We start from the raw sequence: 22763 nt of genomic DNA, 5'->3' as shown, positions 1-22763 counted from the left end.
TTTATGATGCTCAATTAGGCAAGCGCCATCTTTACCTGCCTAATATAGAAGAAACGAACGATGAAGAAGTAAATGACTTGAACGATAAAAAATAGGCCAAGCACGAGTATGGATTCCTTGAGCAGCGAGTATTTAAACATGTTGGATAGTGTCATGAGGGCAACAGCCCCATGTACTAATGCCACCACGATTGGTGCAAAGAATAGCAATATAATTTGTCGATTCAGTATTTTTGCAAGCTCTTTGTCGCTTAGGCCCATTTTCGAAACCGCTTTGAACTTCTGCCTATCATCATCCAAATCGCTGTACAGGCGGAAATAAAGAAAACTGCCTGCGGAGACAAAAAACACGATTCCGATAAACAAACCAATGAACAGTATCGGGCCAAAGCGCTCGCTTAACACGGAATTTTGAAATTCAAGCGCGTAAAACTCATATTTATCGCTATAGGGAATAAGATTCGTAAGCTTACCGCCTGCCTTTATGGCTTCTTTCTGCCGCAGTGGTCCATGCCATGCATAATAATGGCTCTCTTGTACTGGAGGCTGGAGTTTTGCAAATTGTTCATCCGATACAATGAAATAGCCGCTGAAACCATGTACCGCTGGCGATACAACAGCTCGATTGGCTTCAATCACAACACTAGGCTGCAGCGTAAATGGCTCGTTAAGCATTGCTTTACCCGCTCGTGACAACCCAAAGTCGACAACCGCTGCTTTGCCGCCTGAAAGCTTAATCTTATCTATTTTCATTAATTCGGCCAAATGGTTATAGTCGGATTGCTTAACCACTACAATCATTTTATCGCTATTGGAGGCCTTGTAATAACCAAGCTTAAGCATTTCTTTTTCATTTGCGATGTTCGATTCTTTCAGTGTGCGATCAATCTGCTCCATATGCTCTTGCTCGATGCTATCTCCATCCGTCGTTGTCCGGTAGGTGAATAGATAAGGATTCCCCTTAACATGATCTCCGCCTATAATGGATTGAAATCCATAAAGCGAGCCTATCGCACAAAACGAGACAGTGGAAATAATAGCGACCAGAAAGAACGAACGCGCGTTGTCCTTCAAGCGGTAGGCGAGATCGGAAAAAAGCAGCATATTCGTTTTGAGCCAAAAAATCGATTCCATACTCTTTAGCTTCCGAATGATATAAACGCTAAGCTGTGTAAACAGCAGGTAGGTGCCGATGCAAACCATGATCGTAACCGGAATGAGCAGAAAAATAGCCTCGGTCCCATCGGCTCGTAAACTAAGAAAGTAGCTTGCTCCAATCAAGATTGGTACTAGCATGGAAAGAAGGAAGGATGACTTTGGCTCACTTTTCGCTTGCTTGTTTGCCTTTAATAGCGTAACCAGCTGCCCGCTGCGCAGTACGGTAGAAATAAAAAAAGAGATGAGAATAAATAGAATCAAAAATGAAACCAGAGTGAGGGCAATAGCCTTATAAGGAATATAAAAGGATAGCTTTTCATTGATGGTAAGAACATTTTCCCCTGCAAGCAAAATCGCCTTTGCAAACACAAGTCCCAAACCAATGCCGCCGATAATGGCAAATAGGCCAATAATCATATTTTCCAAAAAAATCATCAGACGGAGCTGGACAGTGGTCATGCCCTGCATGATCATCAGCCCAAATTCTCTTTTGCGCGATTGTAGAAATGCACTCATGGAGTACAGAACAAAAAAGAAGGAAAATACATAAATAATCCACTTGGATACAGAAAGCGCAAACGTAGCGCTGGAATGAATATTTTCCCCGCTAAGGACAGGGTGATATGCAAAGATAGAAAAAGTAAAGAAAACCATCACTGTAAATAGACTGCTGAGGAAATAACCTGCATATAGCCGTTTGTTACGAGTGACGTTACGGAATGCGAACTGGCGAAACGTCATTGTGATATCCTCCTAACAGCGAAAGCGTATCGATAATTTTTTGGAAGAAGGTTTGACGATTGTCACCCCGATGGATTTCCGTATAGAACCTGCCGTCCTTAATGAAAATAACGCGATTGCAATAACTAGCAGCCACCGCATCATGCGTGACCAGCATCATTGTTGCTTTCTGCTCGCGGTTAATTTTCTCCAGCAGTTCCATAACATCCTTCGCTGCTTTGGAGTCAAGATTTCCTGTCGGCTCATCTGCCAGCAGCAGCTTGGGAGAGTGAATCATAGCCCTTGCTATCGCTGCTCGCTGTGCCTGCCCCCCAGATATTTCATACATGCGTTTATCCATAATCTCTGTAATGCCTAGCTTCTCTGCTATGGCTTTTACTTTTTTCTTCATTTCGCTAACCTTGTTGCCATCCAGAGTCAGCGGCAGTACAATATTCTCCTCAACCGTCAAGGTGTGAAGCAGATTGAAATCCTGAAAAACAAATCCAAGCTCACGGCGGCGAAATATAGCTAACTCATTTTTGTCCAGCTTGCTGGTCGTTTTGCCGTGAAATGATATGTCTCCCGTTGTCGGCTCGTCAATCGTTGCAATTAAGTTCAGCAGCGTTGTTTTCCCGCTTCCAGAGGGGCCCATAATCCCAACAAAATCACCATCATCAATCGTTAAATTAATGTCGGTCAAAGCCCGATAGGACATTTTACCTTCATATATTTTACTAACCTGTCTTACATGCAGCATACTTAGATCTCCTTTCAAGAGGAAAACAGTTAATATGTGATCAGTATACTGTAGACGGTCAGCCGCTAACTATCGATTAGACTTTCACTTTTATTACACGCTTGTAAGCTTCTGATAGGCGGCAAAAACAATACGTACCTCCGTACCCTGATCGACCACTGACGTTAGCTCCATTCTATGCCCAAGACGATCAGCAGCCTCCTTCGTCAGATAGAGCCCCATACCCGTTGATTCGCGCATGCCGCGTCCGTTTTCCCCGGTAAAAAAGGGATCAAACACCCGCTTCATATCCGCAGCAGGAATGCCTACCCCACGATCGATAACCTCAATAACAGCTTCGCTCCCGCGCATATAGCAGGAAATCACGACCTTCTTCCCTTCTGTCTCTTTGCTCGAAGAATATTTAATCGCATTGATGACGAGCTGGGAGAGCATAAAAAACAGCCATTTCTCATCCGTTTCGACCGTTAATTCAGGCGTATTGATGTGAACCTCGGGATAAATCTGATTGCGAATAAAAAGTCGTTTGTTGTCATGGACAACGGCGCTGATGATTTGTGACAGAACAACGGGCTTCACGTGGAAATCCTGTTCGAAGGCGCGGAGCCTAGCCATATAGAGGACCGTATGCAATCCCGAGCGCATTCTCTCCAGCTCCTCACGAATGCTGGCAAACTCAGGCTCATCGATATTTTGAACAGTGAGCTCAATGACCGAAAGAGGTGTTTTCATTTGGTGAACCCATTGGTCCATGAAAACGAGATGCTCCTCCTGCTGCTTCTTTACCGTGTATAATTGCTGCTGATAATGACGGTACTGGGTATGTAACAGTTTCTGGAGCGCCTCCGAGATGGGTGACTGCCCCATTTTCTGAAATGAAGCATCTAGCGATTCGAGAGGCTGACTAAGGCGGAGGTAATAATGCCGCCGACTAAGAAAGTGGTACACAAGGTATCCGCCTAGGATGAAGAAAGCAAGAAAAACAACGTAAAGTGCTGTCTCCAAATTGTGATAGCCATCGAGCCAATAAATCGAAAAAATGATACCCAATTGCAAAAGCTGAACAACAATGAGCAGAGCGTGTTCTCTTATAAACAGTTTCACTTGTCACTTTCCTTCATCCATGTGACGTTCAGCCGATAGCCTGTACCTCTCACCGTCAGCAAAGCATCTTCGATGCCAAGCTCCTGAAATTTTCTTCTAACGCGGGTAATGTTCACATTCAGCGTATTTTCATCCACGTAAGCCTGATCATCCCACAGCTTCTCAAGCAGAGCCTCGCGGCTGGCAACCCGTGGATATCGCTCAATGAGGCTTTCTACAATGTCGGATTCTTTTTTCGTGAGCGCAATGATTGCAGCTTCAAGCTTCAGCTCCAGCCTTTCGGGATAAAGCATGAGCCCTTCGATTTCGAGAACGCGTTCCTCGTATCTGGAGGCATACTCCCCATAGGCACGTCGAAGATGGCTGTGGATTTTCGCCAGCACAATTCCAGAGTGAAACGGCTTCGTGATATAATCATCGCCCCCATTTTCAAGAGCCATGATCTGATCCATTTCACCGTCGCGAGCGGATATAAACAGCACCGGGCAGATCGATGCGCTGCGGATTTGCCTGCACCAGTAATAGCCGTCATAACTAGGCAAATTCACATCAAGAAGAACCATGTCCGGCTTGGCTTGATGGAACTCATCCATTACATGCTGAAAATCGTTTACACGTATCCCTTCATAGCCATATTTCGTTATAGTAGACAGCAGAAGCTCCGCGATTTTCGGATCATCTTCTACAATCATTATTTTGTGCATCTCACTCTCTCCTTGTATGGACCATTAATGTCAAAATAAGAATATTGCAACACTATCTATTATGCTTGATCTATTGTCGATATGGAAACGGGAAGCTAGCTCTTTTTTTCTCATGTGATAGATTAATGGAATTCTATTCGTATTACCTAGTAGGCGCCAATAATTGTTGCAAGGAGGGGTGAACGGTTGAAACTGACAGAGGACAATGTTGTACAACACATAATAAATAAAAACGAGAAAGCCATTTCTTTTATTATCCATCAATATGGAGGACTGCTTGCTGCGATAATTAAACGCCATTTAAATGGCCAGCAGCAGGATTACGAGGAATGTCTGGATGATGTGCTGCTTTCGGTATGGAACCATATTTTGCACTTCGATCCAGAGAAAAATGGCTTTAAACAATGGCTTGCAGCGATTGCCAAATATAAAGCAATTGATTACCAAAGAAAACAAATCAAGCTTCACAATCACCAATTTTCGGTTTCCGAAATAGATGATCGCATGTTCAAAACAAGCGAAGCAGCAGGCACAAGCCAAGTAGATGAGCTGTTTGACCAACTATCAGCGCGTGAGCGGGATATTTTCGAAAAATATTACTTAGAGGGAACACCTTCCCATGAAATCGCGGAGCACTATAATGCCAAGGAATCTTGGGTGCACAACAAGCTTTCCAGAGGACGCAAGAAATTGAAAAGCTATCTGCTCAAAAATAATCAAGGATAAGGAGTGAGACTATGTCGATTTATAAAGAGCTAAATGATCTTAACCTGGATGTAAGCCAGTATGAAGAACAGGAGCTCACGAGCCTCCAAAAAAAGAGCTGGGACCGCCGTGTACGGAGCAAGATCAGAAAACATAAAACCAATAATAGAAAGAAATATGCAGGCGTTGCGGCGGCCATTATTTTGGCAGCAGGTATTTCAATCAGCACGGGGACTGTGACGTTTGCCAATGTTCCATTCGTCGGAGGGTTGATGGAGCGATTGATGGCAACTAATGCAGATGAGAACGCGGACTACTCTCCGTTTAAAACCGAAATTGGTGCCACTGCTGAAAATAAGTACGGGAAATGGACCTTAGATGAAGCGTTGATTGATAACGGACGTTTGCTTATTAGCTCCACTTTTGAGCCTGCTGAGGGGGTCAAATTTAATTACAAAATGCATCCGATGCCGACCGTACTCATGAATGGACAGAATCTCACTTCAGGAACCGCTGGACAATCCATTAAAGTTCACGATTCCATGTATACGGTCTATAATGAGCTGCGAATTTCGGAGCTTCCGATCGGTGAAACCATTGCTTTCCAAATTAGATACGATAATCTAGACTGGAGCATCGACTCGAAAGTGAAGCTGATTGAGAATCCGTGGTCCTTTGACATTAAGGTTCCGACGAATCAATTGGCTGCAACAAGTGAAACGATTGCATTTAATCAGGATGTATCACTTGGAAACGGACAATCCATTCATCTAAAAAACATGGTCGTATCACCTATTTCAACGATTTTATATTATGACTGGACCGAGCAGTCCAACCACATTGCATTTAAAATTGTCAGTGAATCCGGGGTGGAGCTATTGCCAAACACTGCGGAAATATCTGCAGAGGGTTCTTATAACCGCTACGTTCCGATTGATTTGAAAGCTGAGAAATACTATTTGGTTCCTTTCGAGAGTTCAGAGAACCCTCATGCTGAGAATCCAGGAGAGGTGCCCGAGCAATCGATACCGATTAATCCATAGCATAAGCAGCACCGCATACCGCCAATTCGGCTCACGAGCGTGAAATTCTCAGAAATAGGGCTAGAAACTAGCCCTATTTCTCTTTAAACAGCCAATTCAGCACAATTAGATATAGAAACTAGTCTTATACCTGCAATACACCTTGCCAATTCTCCCAAAAAAAGAGATATTCATAGAATAGCTCTTTAAGCTTAACGTTTAAAAAGCTGCCGTGGATTTGAGATGAAATTTAGGAGGCGGCACGATCATGCCCTACATTCCATTCAAGGATTTGAACGTTTTTTATGAAAAAATGGGGAACGGTGAGCCCGTTATTTTTTTGCACAGCGGCTACTCTCGGGGAATTCTAGCCTTCGCCAGCCAATTGCTTGATTTTCAGAGCAAATATACTTGTTATTATCCTGATTTCAGAGGTCATGGGCGAACAAAGTGCAGCAGTCTCGAATGGAATACGCCTCAGCTTGTAGAGGACACGATCGGTTTTATGGATGCGCTTGGCATTTCTAGAGCACATTTGATCGGGTACAGCTTGGGGGCGAATGTTGGATTGTATGGTGCTGTTCATTATCCCGAAAGAGTTTCTACTTTAACTACGATAGGAACTAGCGGTTATGCAGATCCAACGGGTGTCGAGCAATTCGAGCCAGAGTGGCTTTTGGAACAGGAGCAGCAAGCGACCATCAATCAAATGATTGAAAGGCATGCAGAAGCTCATCGAGGAAATTGGCAAGAGCATATGCGGCAGTCTGCGAACGACTGGCGTCTCTATCCTCAGCTTACGAGCGAGCAACTAAGCAGCATTCGTTGTCCATCCTTGCTTATTACTGGTGAAAATGATCCCTTTGTAGGTGAAACGAAGATAAAGCAGTTGAGTTCCCTGATTAAAGGATCTCGATATCTCGTCGTTCAGGGCGGCAGTCACAGGCCTCATATGCTTAGAGAAAACCCGGTTTTGGTTAATGACGCCATACTTGATTTTATTGGCTCATACCCGATTTTCGACCGATGAGATAATCTAAACAAAATTAAGGCTTACGATTAAGCAAAAAAAGCTGCCGATTGTTATACTCGGCAGCTTTTGCTGTGTTAGCGGGGCAATTGGTTTGCAAAGCAGTCTCGGACGTTTTTCTTGTCCGCAGCTGCAGCTGCATTTTTCTACCGCACATTAAGTTTATGTTGGCCGGACAATTGTGAATTGCTCCCCTAGCTTCGCATAATCGTTTCCAGCAAGCCGGCTCACCGGCTTCAATGCCTCGGCGTTAATACGCCCATTCTCGTACAAAGCCTCATCCACATGGAAACGTACAACTCTGCCAATTAATAAATCGCAGGATGGCGAATCCGCTGTACCGCCAAGCGATAACGATTGATCAAGTACACATTCCATACGAATTCTCGCTTCAGCTACACCTGGCACACGCACAAGGTCGCTAACGATAGCCGTTAAGCCTGCAAGCGCAACTTCACTCTCTTCCGAAGGCAAAGCTGCTGCCGTTATATTAATCGCTTCGATATAGCTCTCATCAGAAATATGTACAACAAACTCGCCTTGGGCGATGACATTTCGGGAGGTATCCTTCTGGATACCTCCCGGCTTGCGCTGTACAGATACCGCAACCATAGGCGGATTAGCGGTAACGATATTGAAGAAGCTGAACGGAGCTGCATTCAGCACGCCTTCGCTTGAGAGCGTAGTGACAAAAGCAATGGGTCTTGGCACAATGCTGCCAATCAACAGCTTATAATTGTCCTGCACACTTTGACTCGTTGGATCAATCGATAACATGATGGGCTCCCCTTTATAAACGAAATGCTTGCTTTATATTAACCTGTGAAGGTTTCGTTAAACCAAGCCGCTGCCGCAGCTACCTCTGAACTCGTTAGCTGATGCCCAAATGTCTCCCAATGTACCGTAACCGGCGCCCCAGCTGCTTGCAGCATACGATCCAGCTCCTCTGTCTCCTGCGGCGTGCAAAGCGGATCATTCGAACCCGCGCCAATGAAACAAGGTACGCCAGCTAGATCAGGCAGATTAACATCCCGAATCGGCACCATCGGGTGATGCAAGATCGCTCCGCGAAGCGTACCTTGATAGTGGAACAATAGGCTGCCTGCGATATTCGCTCCATTGGAATAACCGATTGCCACGATATTATTACGGTCGAATCCATATTCGACTGCGGCTTGATCTAGAAATTCATTAAGCTCCTGCGTGCGGAATTTAAGGTCCTCTAGATCAAATACGCCTTCAGCAAGCCGTCTGAAATAACGCGGCATACCATTCTCGAGCACATTTCCTCTGACACTCAGCACGGACGAAGCAGGCGAGACCAGCTCAGCAAGCGGAAGCAAATCCCGCTCGGTTCCACCCGTTCCATGCAAGAGCAGCAGTACTGGTGCAGTTGCATCTGTTCCTTGTTTGAATATATGTTTCATCATTTGTCCTCCTCCAATACTCTTACTTCAAATGGTGACAATAATTGCTCAATTTGCGTACGATGCTCCTCATACCATTCCGGCAGCATCAGCTTTTCACCGAGATGCTCCGGCTCTTCATCACGAGCAAAGCCCGGTGGATCTGTAGCAATCTCGAATAAAATGCCGCCGGCTTCACGGAAATAAATCGCGTTAAAATATTGGCGATCCACGATCGGAGTAGGCTGGAAGCCATGGCTCTCAACGTGGCTTCTCCATAGCGCGTGCTCCGCGTCGTCTTTTGCCCGCCAAGCGATATGATGGACGGTGCCAGCTCCTCCATGTCCGTGCTCCATATCCTCTACATTGATGTCAATTAGATTGCCCAGATCACCTGTTGCTTTAAAACGAGCATAACCTTTATCTTCCCCGACTTTCTCCAGTCCCATCACGTTAACAAGGAGCTCTGCGGTTTTAGCCGAAGCTGTCGTGTATAATACGGCACCGCCAAAACCCTTAATCGCATGCTGCGCCGGAACGCCGCCAAACGACCATTTACTGTCCGCTCCTTGCTCCCTAGCTACGATCTCAAGCTTTAAGCCATCAGGATCTTCAAATTGCAAATACTGCTCTCCAAATCTTGATGTTTGAGCAAAATCTACATTAAGCTTAGCTAGACGCTCTTTCCAAAAACCGAATGCACCTGCGGGAACTACATAAGTGGTTATACCCACCTGGCCCCCGCCTATTTTGCCTTTGCGTGAATTCTCCCAAGGAAAAAACGTAATAATAGTGCCTGGACTTCCGATCTCATTGCCAAAATATAAATGATAAACCTCTGGCGCATCAAAGTTAATCGTCTTCTTAATCAACCTTAGACCTAATACGCCTGAATAAAAATCTGCCGTCGTCTGAGCGTTTCTAACAAAAGCAGTTATATGGTGAATACCAGCTGTTTGATTTGTCATGGTAATGACACTCCTTATTTTATAGGAATATGAAAAGCAACGTAACTAACTCCACTTCTGATTAGCCAATAAGCGCATCAATGGAATATTCACCAGCACCTGTTAATGCGATGCCTATAGCAATGGCTACGAGAACAAGATTATATTCATAACCGTTTGCGGTTGCCCATATTCCGTTAGGACCATGTACTTTCACAATAGCACCAAGCATAGTAAGCACGATCAATACCGCAGCAAGAGGTGTAAGAAGACCAGCGACGAATAATAGGCCGCCGATTAGTTCCATCAATCCAGCGGCAACAGCCATAGCAACCCCTGGCTTAATGCCAATCGACTCCATCCAGCCGCCTGTTCCCTTTGGCCCATAACCGCCAAACCAGCCAAACAGCTTTTGTGCACCATGCCCCACGAACAACAGACCTACAACGACACGAACAACCAATAATCCCAAAGCAATACTCAATGTAAACTCCTCCATTTTGTTTATAATGTTTAAACTACTGCTTGCACCACAGCTCTTTTTGCCACAATTTAAAGAATCTCTAACTTAAGATATATGATGTGCATAAATGATCGCTGCTACCCTATAACAGCCATCATTGATATGCAACAAACGCTTGCGCGCGTGATTTTACCTTTACAGCTAGTTAAACCCGCTACTTGTAGTGCTCCTGAGCAAACTTTCCTAGCTTCTTGAGCAGCTTGCTTGCCAATTGCTTCTCTTCTGTTGTCAGCCCATTTACCGCTTGCTTGATCGCGTCTTCGTGAGCAGGAAATATATCCTCTACGAACTGTTTGCCATCATCGGTTAGTTCTGCATAAATGAGGCGCCTATCCGTAGTCGAAGCTCTCCGGCGTACCATTTGCTTCTTCTCCAGCTTATCCACGACATAAGTAATGTTTCCGCTGCTCATAAGCACTTTCTCACCGATTTGCTGCAATGGCTGCGGTCCGCGGTGGTAGAGCAATTCAAGCACTCCAAACTCCGTGCGGTTCAAGCCGTTTTTACGAATATCACGATCCGCATGGGCATTCACCCATTGGCTCGCTCTAGACAGCGCAATGAAGAGATCTAATGAATCATTTTGTTTTTCATTTGCCATGATGATCACTCCCCTCTGCGCCGTTTTATCTTTAATTAATTTATCTTGATTTAAAGATAATACATTTTGAAACAGTTGTCAACGCTTATGTCGAATTTTTTTGATTAGGCGATAACAGACATGCTTCTCAAAAAATAAAACGGCTTGAGATTTCACCTCAAACCGTTCCGCCATCGATGGCTTCCATTTAGCTTTCTTTGGCCGACCTGGCCGAATTCCCTTTAATAAGAGAAACATAAATCCGTTCATGCTCCACTTCGTCGCCGCTGATCAGCTTGATCAGCTGTTCGGCAGCAAGAGCCCCCCATTTGCGCTTGGAATAATCAATCGTAGACAAGCGCGGCTGAGTATAAGAAGCCAGCTCCATATTATCAAACCCAACGATATGAATATGTTCACCGATCCGAATATCAGGATGATTCTTCGCCAAATAATTAAACATACCGATAGCCATCTCATCGTTGAAGCAAAACACTGCCGCAGCCGTGCTGCTGTCCTCAGCTATAATTGTCGCTGCAGCCTGCTCCCCAGCCGATTTATTGAAATCTCCTTCAATTACAGTCAGCTTAACGCCAGCGGATCGTTCCACCGCTTGCGTAACAGCTTGCAGCCTCTGCCTTGAATCATAAGAGCCGCTAGGGCCAGTCACTACATAAAGCGTCCGATGGCCTTGCTCGATCAAATATTCGGCTGCCAGCCTCGCCCCTGCTTTGTTATCGAGCAGCACTTGATTGATGTTCGAATGCTGCAGTTCACGATCCAGCACGACAAGCTTATGTCCGCGCTCCGCGTAGCTCAGCAGCTCAGTGCTGCCAAACGTCTCGTCCAGTATAATCGCTCCATCAATCATTCGCTCGGGCAGCATCCGATGAGATTGCTTACCGCTGCACACGATCAGATCATAGCCCTTTTCCGATAAAATCTCCTTTGTTCCTTGCAAGAGATCGCCGTAGAATGCGCCGCTGAAGTCGGTAAGAAAGACACCGATAATTTTTGTTTCTCTCGTCTTGAGCGACCTTGCAGCAGCGTTCGGGATGTAGTTCAATTCCTTGGCAACAGCCAAAATTCTTGCTGTCGTCTCATCCGTCACCTTGGGGCTGCCGTTAAGCGCGTAAGATACCGTCGAGATCGAGACCCCCGCTTGTTTAGCGATATCCTTAATACTAACCACAGCATTCGCTCCTATCTTTCATTGTTCCTTCACTATATCACAAAGACTGGCGGTTCTTGGAGACCGCCAGTCTGCTTCTTACATAAATATTTCGATTCGGTTGGATTCCGATTGAAGATTAGCTTTCAATTGTTCTTCGGAAATTTGTACTCCACCTACACGATAACGGTTAGCTGAAGGCTTCCCTTCCGCTTCCTTACCGTTAATGATGACCTTCGTTACCTGTCCTGCATCGCTAAGGCGATAAACAAAAGTAATCGGCAAGCCGTTCCACATGAAATCGAATTGCATGCCATCCAGCTTAGCTGGCAGAATCGGATCGATAATCAGATTGCCTTCTGATTGTCGGATACCGAGGGCATTCGAAATCAATTGGTTCATATAGATTCCGGGACCGCTCGAATAAATTCTCCAGCCGCCCTTAACAGGTACAGTTCCTTCACGAAGCTCACCGAAACGCTCCTGCGCTTCATATCGGTTGTTGAACTTGCCGTCGGAGCTGCTGAAGTAAGAGTTGCTTTGACGCAGCTCTGCATTAGGTACAACATCACGCAATCCAACCGGATTAATCATGAGTAGACCTTGCCATACTTCATCCGTCTTGCCCAGCTTCGCCATAGCTTCTACATAACGAATATGAGCATGAACATATTGGAGGCCGACTTCCCGGCCGAAATTAGATGCCTGCTCTGCCCGCTTAAAGTTAGTGCTTACGCCGCCTGCATATTGTGCAGGACGGTTCATCAGCCGTACGCCATCTGGGCAATACAGCTGCTCTTTAATAACACGGTAATGCTCAGCTGCTTGCTCCTCTGTAAGCAATTCGCTAATCATACTGCGTGTCATTGGAAGCAAGCGGTATTGAATGCCTGTAGTTGTGTCAGTCGGGTGAAGCATCAGCTTCGCATCGCCCGGCTCCTCCATGTATACAAAGCCAGGAATGACATCCTGTTGCAGCATATACTGATTAAAGTCCGCTTGAATAGCTGATGCAAGCTCCTTAAGCTCGGCTGCCTGTATCGCATCAACTTCCTCCAGCACGCGGCCAAACTGTGCGATAACCTGATACGTAAGCGCCACTGTCCAGCTGCTGATCATATATTGCTTAAGCTGTGCATTAGCCGGCTGCAGCGTATCATCCCAATCTCCGTCGCCATAGGAAGACAAATGCGTGTCGTGCAGGAAGTGGCTCTTCATATAGGCAATTTCCTTCATCGCATGGTCAAGCAGCGTCGCAGATTCTGTCGTGAATTCGCCTTTATGACGGACCGTATAAGGAACACGCTCCTGCAAAATGCTATAATCCTTTGTTGCTGCCAAGTAGTCGCCAAGCACCTTCAGCGGCCAAACAATAATATCGCCATGGCTTTCTTCTTGCTGAATGTGGAAATACTTGTCGAACATGAACCATTGCGGCCAATTTCCGTCATCCTCGTATTGATGGGAATAAACGGTCTTCAAGATTTCAGCTACTTGCTCGTATTTGTTCATTGCCATGAAATACTCAGTCGGTCCTTGGCAAACGTCGCGCGTTCCCCATGCTGCACCGCCGTATTGCTCCAAGCCATGAGGCACAGAGTAGTGAACAAGCATATTGTGTGTGTACCACCATGCCAATGCATTCACTTTATCCAGCTCAGCTGAAGCTGCTTCAGTACCCTCAGCGGACAAGCGGAAGCCATTCATTACATGACGGAAAAACTCACGGTAGCGCTCGATTTCAAGCTCTGCCTTCCGCTCTGACTTCGGCAATGCCTCGCCACGCAAGAGACCTTGCATCGTAATTGTCCATTCCGCACTTTGGCCAAGCTGCATCACCACAAGCGATGCTGAGCCTGATGCCGTACCGCTAACAAGCAAGCTTTCATCTCCTGCAGTCATATCTGCCCCGCTTACGAACATCCGATATTGCAGATTAGGGAAGATCGGAGCGCTGATAGAAGCTTGGTCAGCCTTGAAAGTAAATACGCCGTCCTCCAGCTCCATATGGAACGGCAGCTCGTATTCATTGTTATTCATGGATACTTGATTCGTAACTAAATAGCGGTAAGCCTGTCCTTTTTCCGAACGAAGGTGAAGGCGGACCTCAGGCGAATCAACCGTTGTATAATTTGTAATGATGATTGTGTCATCTGCTGTTTTGTAGAACCAACGAGCATAGTTAAAGCCGATCTCAAACAACGAAGGCATAGTAAGAAGGCGGTATGAACCTTCCAACTCGACATAAATGCGTTGTCCAGATGTCTTTAAATTATTGAGCGCATTGCGCGCATTCGTAAACAACTTGTGGAAGCTGGTATTGCCTACTAGCAATTGTGAGTTGAAAATACCGTACATATAGGAAGTTGTCGTCATAACATCCTCTGTCATGCGGTCATTGCCGCCAGACATAAGAATATGACCGTGCGGACGCTCAACTAGCAGTTCCTTCTCCTTAAGCACAACATGCTCATGGCTCTCTGTAAAGAAAGACAGCAGCTTGCCATCTTGCCATTCCTCCTGATGACGGTTAGGGAAATAAGCGTTAACTTCCTCCATCGTCATTGATGCCGTGCGTACTGGCGTTCCAATCGCATTTGCAACCTCAGACTTAGCTACAGGTGTTGCCGCCGCAGCGAAATCGGTCTCATTCGAACGCTCAACTTCTTCCCAAGCCTTCTGAATTTCAGCGCTGAACTCTATTTCACTCACAGCTGATGGATGATCAGCCTTGAACATGCCGTAAAATACAAAGCGAGCTTTATCCTTCAACAAGACAGGCTCAGCTTGAAGCGCCGCATAAGTGAATTCATATTGATATACCTCATTCGCTAGTTCAACCTTGCCAAGTGCTTCCGGCACGTCCGTTTCTTTGTAGCTAAGACCAAAGAATTGGAATCCGTCCGTTGAGTAGCTGGCTGCTCCTGTTAGTGCACCGTGCTGCATGTAAGGAAATGATCCTTGCATCGGCTGATTCTGGCGGAAGCAAAGAACATAACCCAGCTTCTCATCTTTAAAAGCTTTATGGTCAACGTACTGCGACATGTATGCTTCGTTCGACCGCACTGCGCCAATATCCGCGAGTCCAATGTCTTGTCCATAAATGATGTCGATCTTCGCTTCTTTTCCTTGCGATTGTGCGGTTACATCCCAGAACCAGATGCCATGGTTCGTTAATGTGAAGACTACGCGATAGGCGATGCCATTAAATGCAGTCCCTTCCCATAGCAGACGACCATCCACCGCTGACATGCGGCTTGACGAATGAATCCCAAGCAAAGGCTCATAAGAAATTCCTTCTTCGGTATGCATGCGCAAGTAAAGATTGTTAAGCGAGCCATCTACATTGTTCGACACCACTTGATTCAGCATCGTTCCTTTATGGACAGCTTGCGCAAGGTCTCCGCTGCTTAAAAAATCAAACGTCAGCTCTCCTGCTTTTATTTGCAATTTATTCATCGCTTTCAACGCATTCACTATAGCTTCCATCTTCTTTTCACTGCCTTTCTATTTGCTTAGTTTGAATTTAAGCGTTTCTACATCGCGGCTGTTTGGCCCAATGTACAGTTCAAAGTCACCAGGGTCGCTTGTGAAGGTTAGATCAGCATGATAATAACGCAGCTGTTTTTCCTCCAGCGTAAACGAGACCTCTTTGCTCTCTCCTGACTGCAGCATCACCTTGCGGAATGCCTTTAGCTCTTGTAACGGACGGACAACATCCCCCGCCATGTCGCGTACATACAGCTGTACGGTTTCCTCACCAGCGCGAGCCCCAGTGTTCGTTACTGTGATGTTTACATGCAATGGCTTAGAAGCACTCATCGTATCCATCGCCATCTTCGCTCCGCTGTAGGTAAAGGTTGTATAACCAAGCCCATAACCAAACGGCAGCAGCGGCTCATTCGGAACATCCAAGTATTGAGATACGTATTTTACCTGCGCATCAGGTGCGCCCTGCGGCCTTCCCGTATTGAACCGGTTATAATAAACCGGTACTTGGCCTACGGAATGAGGGAACGACATCGACAGCCGCCCTATCGGTTCCGACTCGCCAAATAATAATTCCGCGATGGCAGCGCCGCCTTCGGTACCTGGGAACCACGCCTCTAACACGGCATCCGATTGATCAATTACACCGTGCAGATCAAGCGGTCGTCCGTTAAATAGGACAGTCACCATCGGCTTGCCTAGCTGTTTCAGCTTAGCGATTAGCTCAAGCTGTACCTGCGGCAATCTAATATTCGACCGGCTAGCCGCTTCCCCGCTCATATCCGAATGCTCACCTAAAGCAAGCACCACGATATCTGCATCTTTAGCTGCAGCATATGCCGCTTGCCACTGCGCATCCGTTGCGTCTTCAATACCGCAGCCATCTGTCACAGACAACAATGATGCATCTACTTTGCTTGCGATGCCTGTTGCCAGTTGAACCGCCTCTTCCTTGGAGCCAAGCCAAGACCAAGGTCCAAGAATATCGCCGCTAGCCGCGAAGGGACCAATCAACGCAATTTTCTGCTCGCGTCCAAGCGGAAGAACGCCATCATTTTTTACGAGGACACAGGATTTAAGAGCCAGCTCACGCGCAGCCTTGCGATGTGCTGCTGAGCCTACAATTTCCTGCTCACGCTCTTCATTCGCACCACGATATGGTTGATCGAACAAGCCCAGCTTCTGCTTCAGCTCCAGAATGCGAAGTACAGCTTCGTCGATCAAAGCAACATCGATTTCGTTCTCCTCAACAAGCCGCTGCAAATGATCCGTGTAACAGGTCGTCATCATTTCAATATCGACGCCGGCTTTGATCGCCTTCATTGCCGCTTCTGACTCATCCGCTGCAACACCGTGCGGGATCAGCTCTTTTACTGCGCCCCAATCGGAGATCAGTACACCGTCAAACGCCCATTCGCCGCGAAGAAGATCACGCATCAGCCACTTGTTTCCTGAAGCTGGAATGCCATCCACTGTATTGAATGCCGTCATGACCATTTCGCAGCCTTCATCCAGCGCCGCTTTATATGCAGGCAAATAAAACTCGCGAAGCTGACGCTCGGATAAATCAACCGTGTTATAGTCGCGTCCACCTTCTGCAGCTCCATATGCGGCAAAGTGTTTCACGCATGCTGCCACGCGGTTAATATCATTTGCAAGGTCTTTTCCTTGGAAGCCTCTTACGAAGGCTCTGGCGAATTCACTGTTCAAATATGGGTCCTCGCCAGTCGATTCCATGACTCGGCCCCATCTTGGGTCCCTTACGAGATCGACCATCGGAGCGAACGTAACGTGTACACCTGCCGCAGCAGCTTCCTTAGCAGCGATCTCGGCACTTTGTTCCGCCAGCTCCATATCCCATGAGCAGCCGATTGCCAGCGGTATAGGAAAGATCGTTTTGTAGCCATGGACGATATCCGCCATCACTAGAAGCGGAATGCCTAAGCGGTTGTTCGCCAAATGCTGCTTCTGTATGTTAATGACTTCCCTCGCTCCTGTTAAGCCAAGCACGGAGCCTGTATTGCGAACCGTTTCTTCCGTTACGCCCATTTCAGCCATCGGTCCGGTAATCTGTCCATCCGCGCCTTCAAAGAATGGCGTCGCCAGCTGCAGCAGCTGCCCGATCTTCTCCTCGAGCGTCATGAGCTTTAGAAGAGCCGCAGGTTGCTTTTCCATATCCGTGTTCCTCCTCGTAATAGCCAATCAAATTTATCGTTCTTATCGTTAATGTTTACAGGTCCTTCTGTCTTTACCACGCTTATGTCTTATGGCCAATAATTATAACAATCGAAACGTTTCTATTTACTCCTAATTTGGATTATAAACAATTCAAAAAGAGCCGTCAATTGCTGTTTCATCTTTAATAGAAACGTTTATATCACTAATATGAGACTATTTTCCTGAATTAAAAAAACGCTTGAACCCGTCAAAACTTTGATCTATAATGATGTCGAAACGTTTCGAATCAATAAGCAGGTCTGGTTCTAAAGTTGTAAACGGTAATATATTTTGTTTATAGAAACGTTTCACCACATCAATTAGTATTTCTATATACTTGTGGCGAACGTTTTTGCTGCGGCAGGGAAAGCAACATTTACCTGCTTATCAACACCCAGCTTAGGCTTATATATACGGCAAACAACAGCCGCCTGCGTGCATAACTTGCACGGATTCACAGCATAGTACTGATAACAATCATTCACACGGGAGGAATAATTAATGTTTAAGAAATCAGTGGCAACTGCACTAGCTAGCTCTATGCTGCTTATCGGCGCCCTCACTGCTTGCGGAAGCAACAACAGCAATGAAGGAGCAGCAAATGATAAAGTAACCATCAACGTATGGGGTATGGGTGAAGAAGCCAAATCCTTGCCGAAGATTGCAGAGCAATTCATGGTTGAGAACCCTAACATTAAGGTCAATGTACAAGCACTTCCTTGGGATACGGCACATGACAAGCTGTTGACGGCTGTCGCTTCCAAAAAAGGTCCAGACGTGCTTCAAATGGGAACAACTTGGATTCCTGAGTTCGCATCCGCTAAAGCGCTTATGGATATCACTCCTTACGTAACTGAATATCCAGAACTTGCTGAAGCAAACTTCTACCCAGGATCGGTATCAACGACTAAATACGAAGATGCAACTGTAGGCGTGCCTTGGTACATCGACACTCGCGTGCTTTATTACCGTACAGATCTACTGAAAGAAGTAGGCTACGATAAAGCTCCACAAACATGGGATGAGCTTAAAGATGCTGCAACAAAGCTTAAAGCTCGCGGCAAAAACAAATATGGCATCAGCCTTGATGTTAAAGAACAATCGCTACTATTCATGTTCGCTCGTCAAAACGGCTCGAAGCTTATCGAGAACAACAAACCACAATTCAACCAACCAGAATTCGTGGAAGCCGTTGAATATTTGGACAGCTTCTTCAAAGACGGCTCTGCACCGATTGATCTAGGTATGGATATTATCCCTGCATTTAAGGGTGAAGGTATCTCGCCAATGTTCATCAGCGGACCTTGGATGATTAAACTAATTAATGACCAAGCACCTGAGCTTGCAGGCAAATGGGCAACAGCTGTACTTCCTAAGAAAGAGAACAACCTTTCTTCTCTAGGCGGCTCTAACTTGTCTATTTTCCAACATACAACACACAAAGAAGAAGCCTTGAAATTCCTTGCTTACATGAGCAAGCCTGAGACACAGCTGAAATGGCTGGAGCTTACAAACTCGCTTCCTTCCACGAAAAAAGCATGGGAAAACGAAGCTTTGACGAAAGATCCTAATGTAAAAGTTATCGGTGAGCAGTTGAACAGCTCGGAGCCTATGCCGCTTATCAAGCCATGGGAAGAAATTGCTCAAAACGTGCTATCGACATTCGAGAGAATTTACCGCGGCAAGTCTGAAATTAAGAAGGAACTTGACAGCTTCAACGCCAAAGCTGAACAAATTTTGAATAAATAATGATCGCCATCGCCGGCAGCGGTTCTGGAACAGAGCCGCTGCCGGTTCCATTAGAAATGGATAAAGCCAGGCGCTCATAGCAAAGGAAGGGTCGTTTATGAAAGGCATCTCTCAGAGTAAGGCACCGTATTTCTTTATCGCTCCAACGCTTATTTTGCTTACCTTATTTTCGTTATTGCCGATCCTTGTAGCCTTAATAATAAGCTTTACGGACATGGACTTGGCAGGCCTTGCTGACTGGTCCAATATTTCATTCGTCGGATTCAAAAACTATGTAGACGTGCTGGCTGATCCTATTTTCGTAAAAGCCATACTTAATACGTTGTTCTACGTAATCATCGGTGTTCCACTTGTTATCTTATGTTCACTTGCTATTGCGATCATGATTAATTTCGGTGCAAACCGTGCATTTAAAGCTTTCCGAGTCATCTATTATATGCCATCAGTTACAAACGTTGTTGCCGTTGCTGTTGTATGGGGTTTCCTTTACAATCCGGCTTTCGGTCTGCTCAACTATATTCTTGATTCGATTAATCTGCCTACGGTTCCATGGCTTCAAGATCCAGTCATGGCTAAAATATCGCTTATTCTGATGGCGGTATGGAGAGGGATCGGCCTCAATATGATCATCTTCATCGCCGCGCTTCAAGGTATTCCGAAGTCTTATTACGAGGCGGCACAGCTCGACGGTGCCAGCACATGGAAACAACTGACTTACATCACGATTCCAATGCTGCGCTTCGCGATCTTCTTTGTATCGATCACTACCATGATCGGTTGGCTGCAATTTTTCGAAGAGCCATTCATTATGACCGACGGTGGTCCACTCGACAGCACAACATCTGTGGCCCTGTTTATTTATCGGAACGGCTTCCAGCTTAGCAACTTCGGATACGCGGCAGCAGGATCATTTGTCCTGTTCATCGCAATCATTATTATTACGCTCGTACAATTCAGATTTCAAAATAAAGAAACGGATTTATAATCCAAACGGAGGTGTAATGGATGAGTTCGCAAGCAAAAGCGTCAAGCGCCTCAAAAGGCGAAAAAGCGCTCAAGTGGATACTAGGCATATGCCTCGCGGTCGGCGGGGTATTGGTCATCCTTCCTTTCGTATGGATGATCCTTTCTTCCTTCAAACCAGAGAGCGAGATTCAGAATATCCCGCCTACCTTACTGCCTGAGCGCTTCACGACGGAAAATTTCAAGAACTTATTTGAGAATATGAACTTTGGCGTTTATTTGAAAAATACGCTCATTATCGTTTTCTTCTCCTTTATTGGCTTATTCCTGAATGCGATGGCTGGTTTCGGCTTCGCGAAGTACAAATTCAAAGGCAGTAATAACTTGTTCTATATCGTACTTGCTACGATGATGATTCCTGGTCAGGTGACGATGATTCCGGTCTATCTGATCCTTAATGAAATGCATCTGACGAATACGATGATCGGTATCGTTCTGCCCGGACTTGTCGGCGCCTTCGGTATATTCCTGTTCCGTCAGTTCATGGCTACCATTCCAGATGAGCTGCTTGAAGCAACCCGTCTTGACGGTGCAAGTGAATTCCGGACGTTCATGCAAATCGTGCTTCCTATTTCGAAGCCCATACTTGCGGTACAAGGCATATTAGCCTTTATTGGCGGATGGAACAGCTTCCTTTGGCCGCTTATTATCGCGAATGATGAGAAGCTCTACACTCTCTCCGTTGGCCTGTCATTGCTCAAAGGGCAATACGGCGGCAACTATGCGCTCCAAATGGCTGGATCAACGTTTATGGTTGTGCCTATCATCATCATCTTTATCTTCTTCCAGAAGCATATTATCGAGAACTACGCGATCTCAGGCATCAAATAATAACAGCAGGGGCTGTCTCTAAAGGTATGTTTAGACCTTTGAAGACAGCCCCTGCTATATTTTATAAGCTTTTCCGCTATAACTTATTTAGGCTACCGCCACCACGCTGAGGATGGGTATTCAGCCGCTTGAAGCAGTACAGTCTCTCCGATTTTCGGAGTCGAAATACGTGTTTTCATCTTCTGAGCTGCCTTTACCGCTCGCTCCACAGGGTCAGTCCAATCATGCATTGCAAGTGTGAATGCACCCCAGTGTATCGGAATCATAATCTTTCCGCGTACGTCCAAGTGAGCCTGTACCGTTTCTTCCGGCATCATGTGGATAGCTGCCCAGCGCTCATCATATTGTCCACATTCCATTAATGTGAGATCGAAGGGTCCATATTTGTCGCCTATTTCTTTAAAGTGAGGACCATAGCCGCTATCTCCGCTGAAGAAGATGCGTGCCTCCCGGCCATGTATTACCCAGGAGCACCAAAGCGTTGCATCGCGATCCGTCAAACTTCTACCTGAGAAATGCCTTGCAGGCGTACAAGCCAGTTGAATCCCCTCATATGAAAACTCGTCCCACCAATCATGCTCCTCTATAAGGGATGGATCTACTCCCCATCTTACCAAATGAGGCGCAACGCCAAGCGGCACAATAAAGCGTCTCACCTTATCCTTAAGCTTTACAATGGAGCCATAGTCCAAATGATCGTAATGATCATGTGAAATGAGTACCGCATCGATCATCGGAAGCTGCTCCATCTCAAATGGCAGCTTATCGCTGAATCTTTTACCGCCTATAAACGGAAACGGGGACGGCGCTTTGCCGAACATCGGATCAAGCAGCAGTGTTTTCCCGTCGATTGCAAGCAAAGCTGCAGAATGGCCAAACCAGGTCAGCTTAGGCTGATGCTGCCCGGCACCATATCCTTCACTCATCGACTCCACAACTAGCGCCTTGCTTGGCCTTGCCATCTTATTGCCTTTCATAAATTGAACGAGCAGCTTCAGCTTCTCGCTTGTTGTCGTATCCATGGCTGTAGGAATCGCATTTATAAATTTTTTACGCCCATATTGGTTCGAACGGCTTAACTGCTGCCGCCGCTCCTTTGATTGTGCTGCCCCAAAAGCAGGGTAATACTGGAGGACCAAATACACAACAACTATGACTACCGCAATGATGCTAACGATTATGAGCATGCCTTTTAACCTCTCCCCTTGCCGTATCAATATCTAGACGCAGAAAAACCGCTATTGAAGTATACGTTACTACTTCAACAACGGTTTTATCAAGTTTACGTAAAGATTAGACTACGCGCGTCGTGTTCCTCGCAAGATTGCACTTAGCAGCAGTACGACTACAACAGCTCCAATGATAGCCGGGATGAGAGCAAATCCGCCCATCGTCGGTCCCCACGAGCCAAGAATTAGCGTACCTAACCAAGCTCCGATGAAGCCAGCTACGATGTTGCCGATAATTCCTCCCGGTACGTCGCGCCCAACAAGCAAACCACCTAACCAACCAATGACTCCGCCAACGATTAATGTCCATAATAAACCCATATTGTTTTGCCCCTCTCTGTCATTCGATATAGCTATGATTAACCTCATATGGCTATTTTGAAACAAAACAGTCGA

Annotated in this window: 20 protein-coding genes; 6 read left to right on the top strand and 14 right to left on the bottom strand. The window is 46.0% G+C overall.

Translation table 11 applies throughout. The features are described from left to right. Positions 1 to 14: 14 nt before the first annotated feature. The 4 genes from ACIFSR_RS08280 to ACIFSR_RS08265 form a co-directional block, all read right to left on the bottom strand. Positions 15 to 1898, bottom strand: a complete 1884-nt coding sequence (locus tag ACIFSR_RS08280; RefSeq protein WP_430056579.1) for an FtsX-like permease family protein — start codon at positions 1896 to 1898, stop codon at positions 15 to 17. Continuing rightward, positions 1870 to 2637, bottom strand: a complete 768-nt coding sequence (locus ACIFSR_RS08275; protein WP_430056577.1) for an ABC transporter ATP-binding protein — start codon at positions 2635 to 2637, stop codon at positions 1870 to 1872. The genes ACIFSR_RS08280 and ACIFSR_RS08275 overlap by 29 nt, the downstream gene beginning before the upstream one ends. 93 nt (positions 2638 to 2730) lie before the next feature. Next, positions 2731 to 3741, bottom strand: a complete 1011-nt coding sequence (locus tag ACIFSR_RS08270) for a sensor histidine kinase (protein ID WP_430056574.1) — start codon at positions 3739 to 3741, stop codon at positions 2731 to 2733. After that, positions 3738 to 4445, bottom strand: a complete 708-nt coding sequence (locus ACIFSR_RS08265) for a response regulator transcription factor (RefSeq protein ID WP_430056572.1) — start codon at positions 4443 to 4445, stop codon at positions 3738 to 3740. The genes ACIFSR_RS08270 and ACIFSR_RS08265 overlap by 4 nt, the downstream gene beginning before the upstream one ends. Positions 4446 to 4631: 186 nt before the next feature. Here ACIFSR_RS08265 and ACIFSR_RS08260 point away from each other — a divergent pair, with 186 nt between their 5' ends. The 3 genes from ACIFSR_RS08260 (at position 4632) to ACIFSR_RS08250 (ending at position 7202) form a co-directional block, all read left to right on the top strand. Then, complete coding sequence (locus ACIFSR_RS08260) at positions 4632 to 5171, top strand: sigma-70 family RNA polymerase sigma factor (protein ID WP_339205572.1); 540 nt, start codon at positions 4632 to 4634, stop codon at positions 5169 to 5171. An 11-nt stretch (positions 5172 to 5182) separates the two neighbouring features. Then, complete coding sequence (locus ACIFSR_RS08255) at positions 5183 to 6193, top strand: DUF4179 domain-containing protein (RefSeq protein ID WP_430056569.1); 1011 nt, start codon at positions 5183 to 5185, stop codon at positions 6191 to 6193. Positions 6194 to 6440: 247 nt separating this feature from the next. Then, a complete protein-coding gene (locus ACIFSR_RS08250; RefSeq protein ID WP_430056567.1) occupies positions 6441 to 7202 on the top strand; it encodes an alpha/beta fold hydrolase in 762 nt (253 codons plus the stop codon). 162 nt (positions 7203 to 7364) lie between these two features. Here ACIFSR_RS08250 and ACIFSR_RS08245 read toward each other — a convergent pair whose 3' ends face one another. From ACIFSR_RS08245 to bglX, 8 genes are all read right to left on the bottom strand, one after another. Continuing rightward, complete coding sequence (locus ACIFSR_RS08245; RefSeq protein WP_430056564.1) at positions 7365 to 7979, bottom strand: flavin reductase family protein; 615 nt, start codon at positions 7977 to 7979, stop codon at positions 7365 to 7367. Positions 7980 to 8017: 38 nt separating this feature from the next. Next, positions 8018 to 8629, bottom strand: a complete 612-nt coding sequence (locus ACIFSR_RS08240) for an alpha/beta hydrolase (RefSeq protein WP_430057075.1) — start codon at positions 8627 to 8629, stop codon at positions 8018 to 8020. Beyond that, positions 8629 to 9576 carry a ring-cleaving dioxygenase gene (locus ACIFSR_RS08235; protein ID WP_430056562.1) on the bottom strand — a complete coding sequence of 316 codons (948 nt, stop codon included), beginning with the start codon at positions 9574 to 9576 and terminating at the stop codon, positions 8629 to 8631. Before ACIFSR_RS08235 ends, ACIFSR_RS08240 begins: the two co-directional genes overlap by 1 nt. A gap of 61 nt (positions 9577 to 9637) precedes the next feature. Next, positions 9638 to 10039 (bottom strand): DoxX family protein, encoded by a 402-nt coding sequence (locus tag ACIFSR_RS08230; RefSeq protein WP_372238955.1) that lies wholly within the window; start codon positions 10037 to 10039, stop codon positions 9638 to 9640. Positions 10040 to 10232: 193 nt separating this feature from the next. Beyond that, positions 10233 to 10679, bottom strand: coding sequence for a MarR family winged helix-turn-helix transcriptional regulator (locus ACIFSR_RS08225; RefSeq protein WP_430056560.1), 447 nt, complete (start codon positions 10677 to 10679; stop codon positions 10233 to 10235). Between the two features lie 187 nt (positions 10680 to 10866). Then, a complete protein-coding gene (locus ACIFSR_RS08220) occupies positions 10867 to 11850 on the bottom strand; it encodes a LacI family DNA-binding transcriptional regulator (protein WP_430056557.1) in 984 nt (327 codons plus the stop codon). A 78-nt stretch (positions 11851 to 11928) separates the two neighbouring features. After that, the gene (locus tag ACIFSR_RS08215) at positions 11929 to 15318 is read right to left on the bottom strand and encodes a GH36-type glycosyl hydrolase domain-containing protein (protein WP_430056555.1); all 3390 of its coding nucleotides are present in this window, start codon (positions 15316 to 15318) and stop codon (positions 11929 to 11931) included. Between the two features lie 18 nt (positions 15319 to 15336). Continuing rightward, positions 15337 to 17493, bottom strand: a complete 2157-nt coding sequence (gene bglX / locus ACIFSR_RS08210; RefSeq protein WP_430056552.1) for a beta-glucosidase BglX — start codon at positions 17491 to 17493, stop codon at positions 15337 to 15339. Between the two features lie 543 nt (positions 17494 to 18036). Here bglX and ACIFSR_RS08205 point away from each other — a divergent pair. From ACIFSR_RS08205 to ACIFSR_RS08195, 3 genes are all read left to right on the top strand, one after another. Next, positions 18037 to 19284 (top strand): sugar ABC transporter substrate-binding protein, encoded by a 1248-nt coding sequence (locus ACIFSR_RS08205; RefSeq protein WP_076266417.1) that lies wholly within the window; start codon positions 18037 to 18039, stop codon positions 19282 to 19284. 97 nt (positions 19285 to 19381) lie between these two features. Then, positions 19382 to 20269, top strand: a complete 888-nt coding sequence (locus ACIFSR_RS08200; RefSeq protein WP_339205588.1) for a carbohydrate ABC transporter permease — start codon at positions 19382 to 19384, stop codon at positions 20267 to 20269. A 20-nt stretch (positions 20270 to 20289) separates the two neighbouring features. Then, the gene (locus ACIFSR_RS08195) at positions 20290 to 21138 is read left to right on the top strand and encodes a carbohydrate ABC transporter permease (RefSeq protein WP_076266419.1); all 849 of its coding nucleotides are present in this window, start codon (positions 20290 to 20292) and stop codon (positions 21136 to 21138) included. Positions 21139 to 21230: 92 nt separating this feature from the next. On the opposite strand, the gene ACIFSR_RS08190 is transcribed toward ACIFSR_RS08195, so the two are convergent. Together ACIFSR_RS08190 and ACIFSR_RS08185 are read right to left on the bottom strand one after the other, a co-directional pair. Next, on the bottom strand, positions 21231 to 22160 hold the full coding sequence (locus ACIFSR_RS08190) for an MBL fold metallo-hydrolase (protein ID WP_430057072.1): 930 nt from the start codon (positions 22158 to 22160) through the stop codon (positions 21231 to 21233). Between the two features lie 276 nt (positions 22161 to 22436). Further along, the gene (locus tag ACIFSR_RS08185; RefSeq protein WP_076266420.1) at positions 22437 to 22688 is read right to left on the bottom strand and encodes a GlsB/YeaQ/YmgE family stress response membrane protein; all 252 of its coding nucleotides are present in this window, start codon (positions 22686 to 22688) and stop codon (positions 22437 to 22439) included. Positions 22689 to 22763 lie beyond the last annotated feature (75 nt).

It is taken from the genome of Paenibacillus sp. NRS-1760, assembly GCF_050467785.1.
Lineage (GTDB): Bacteria > Bacillota > Bacilli > Paenibacillales > Paenibacillaceae > Pristimantibacillus.
The sequence above is the reverse complement of the archived record's forward strand: the minus strand, read 5'-3'. Positions and strand labels throughout refer to the sequence as shown.

Excerpts from the sequence above, each read along its gene's own strand:
- ACIFSR_RS08235 (WP_430056562.1), bottom strand. The coding sequence starts at position 9,576 with ATGACAAATCAAACAGCTGGTATTCACCATATAACTGCTTTTGTTAGA.
- ACIFSR_RS08280 (WP_430056579.1), bottom strand. The coding sequence starts at position 1,898 with ATGACGTTTCGCCAGTTCGCATTCCGTAACGTCACTCGTAACAAACGG.
- ACIFSR_RS08195 (WP_076266419.1), top strand. The coding sequence starts at position 20,290 with ATGAGTTCGCAAGCAAAAGCGTCAAGCGCCTCAAAAGGCGAAAAAGCG.
- ACIFSR_RS08240 (WP_430057075.1), bottom strand. The coding sequence starts at position 8,629 with ATGAAACATATATTCAAACAAGGAACAGATGCAACTGCACCAGTACTG.
- ACIFSR_RS08265 (WP_430056572.1), bottom strand. The coding sequence starts at position 4,445 with ATGCACAAAATAATGATTGTAGAAGATGATCCGAAAATCGCGGAGCTT.
- ACIFSR_RS08205 (WP_076266417.1), top strand. The coding sequence starts at position 18,037 with ATGTTTAAGAAATCAGTGGCAACTGCACTAGCTAGCTCTATGCTGCTT.
- ACIFSR_RS08275 (WP_430056577.1), bottom strand. The coding sequence starts at position 2,637 with ATGCTGCATGTAAGACAGGTTAGTAAAATATATGAAGGTAAAATGTCC.
- ACIFSR_RS08245 (WP_430056564.1), bottom strand. The coding sequence starts at position 7,979 with ATGTTATCGATTGATCCAACGAGTCAAAGTGTGCAGGACAATTATAAG.
- bglX (WP_430056552.1), bottom strand. The coding sequence starts at position 17,493 with ATGGAAAAGCAACCTGCGGCTCTTCTAAAGCTCATGACGCTCGAGGAG.
- ACIFSR_RS08200 (WP_339205588.1), top strand. The coding sequence starts at position 19,382 with ATGAAAGGCATCTCTCAGAGTAAGGCACCGTATTTCTTTATCGCTCCA.
- ACIFSR_RS08225 (WP_430056560.1), bottom strand. The coding sequence starts at position 10,679 with ATGGCAAATGAAAAACAAAATGATTCATTAGATCTCTTCATTGCGCTG.
- ACIFSR_RS08185 (WP_076266420.1), bottom strand. The coding sequence starts at position 22,688 with ATGGGTTTATTATGGACATTAATCGTTGGCGGAGTCATTGGTTGGTTA.
- ACIFSR_RS08190 (WP_430057072.1), bottom strand. The coding sequence starts at position 22,160 with ATGGATACGACAACAAGCGAGAAGCTGAAGCTGCTCGTTCAATTTATG.
- ACIFSR_RS08215 (WP_430056555.1), bottom strand. The coding sequence starts at position 15,318 with ATGGAAGCTATAGTGAATGCGTTGAAAGCGATGAATAAATTGCAAATA.
- ACIFSR_RS08255 (WP_430056569.1), top strand. The coding sequence starts at position 5,183 with ATGTCGATTTATAAAGAGCTAAATGATCTTAACCTGGATGTAAGCCAG.
- ACIFSR_RS08250 (WP_430056567.1), top strand. The coding sequence starts at position 6,441 with ATGCCCTACATTCCATTCAAGGATTTGAACGTTTTTTATGAAAAAATG.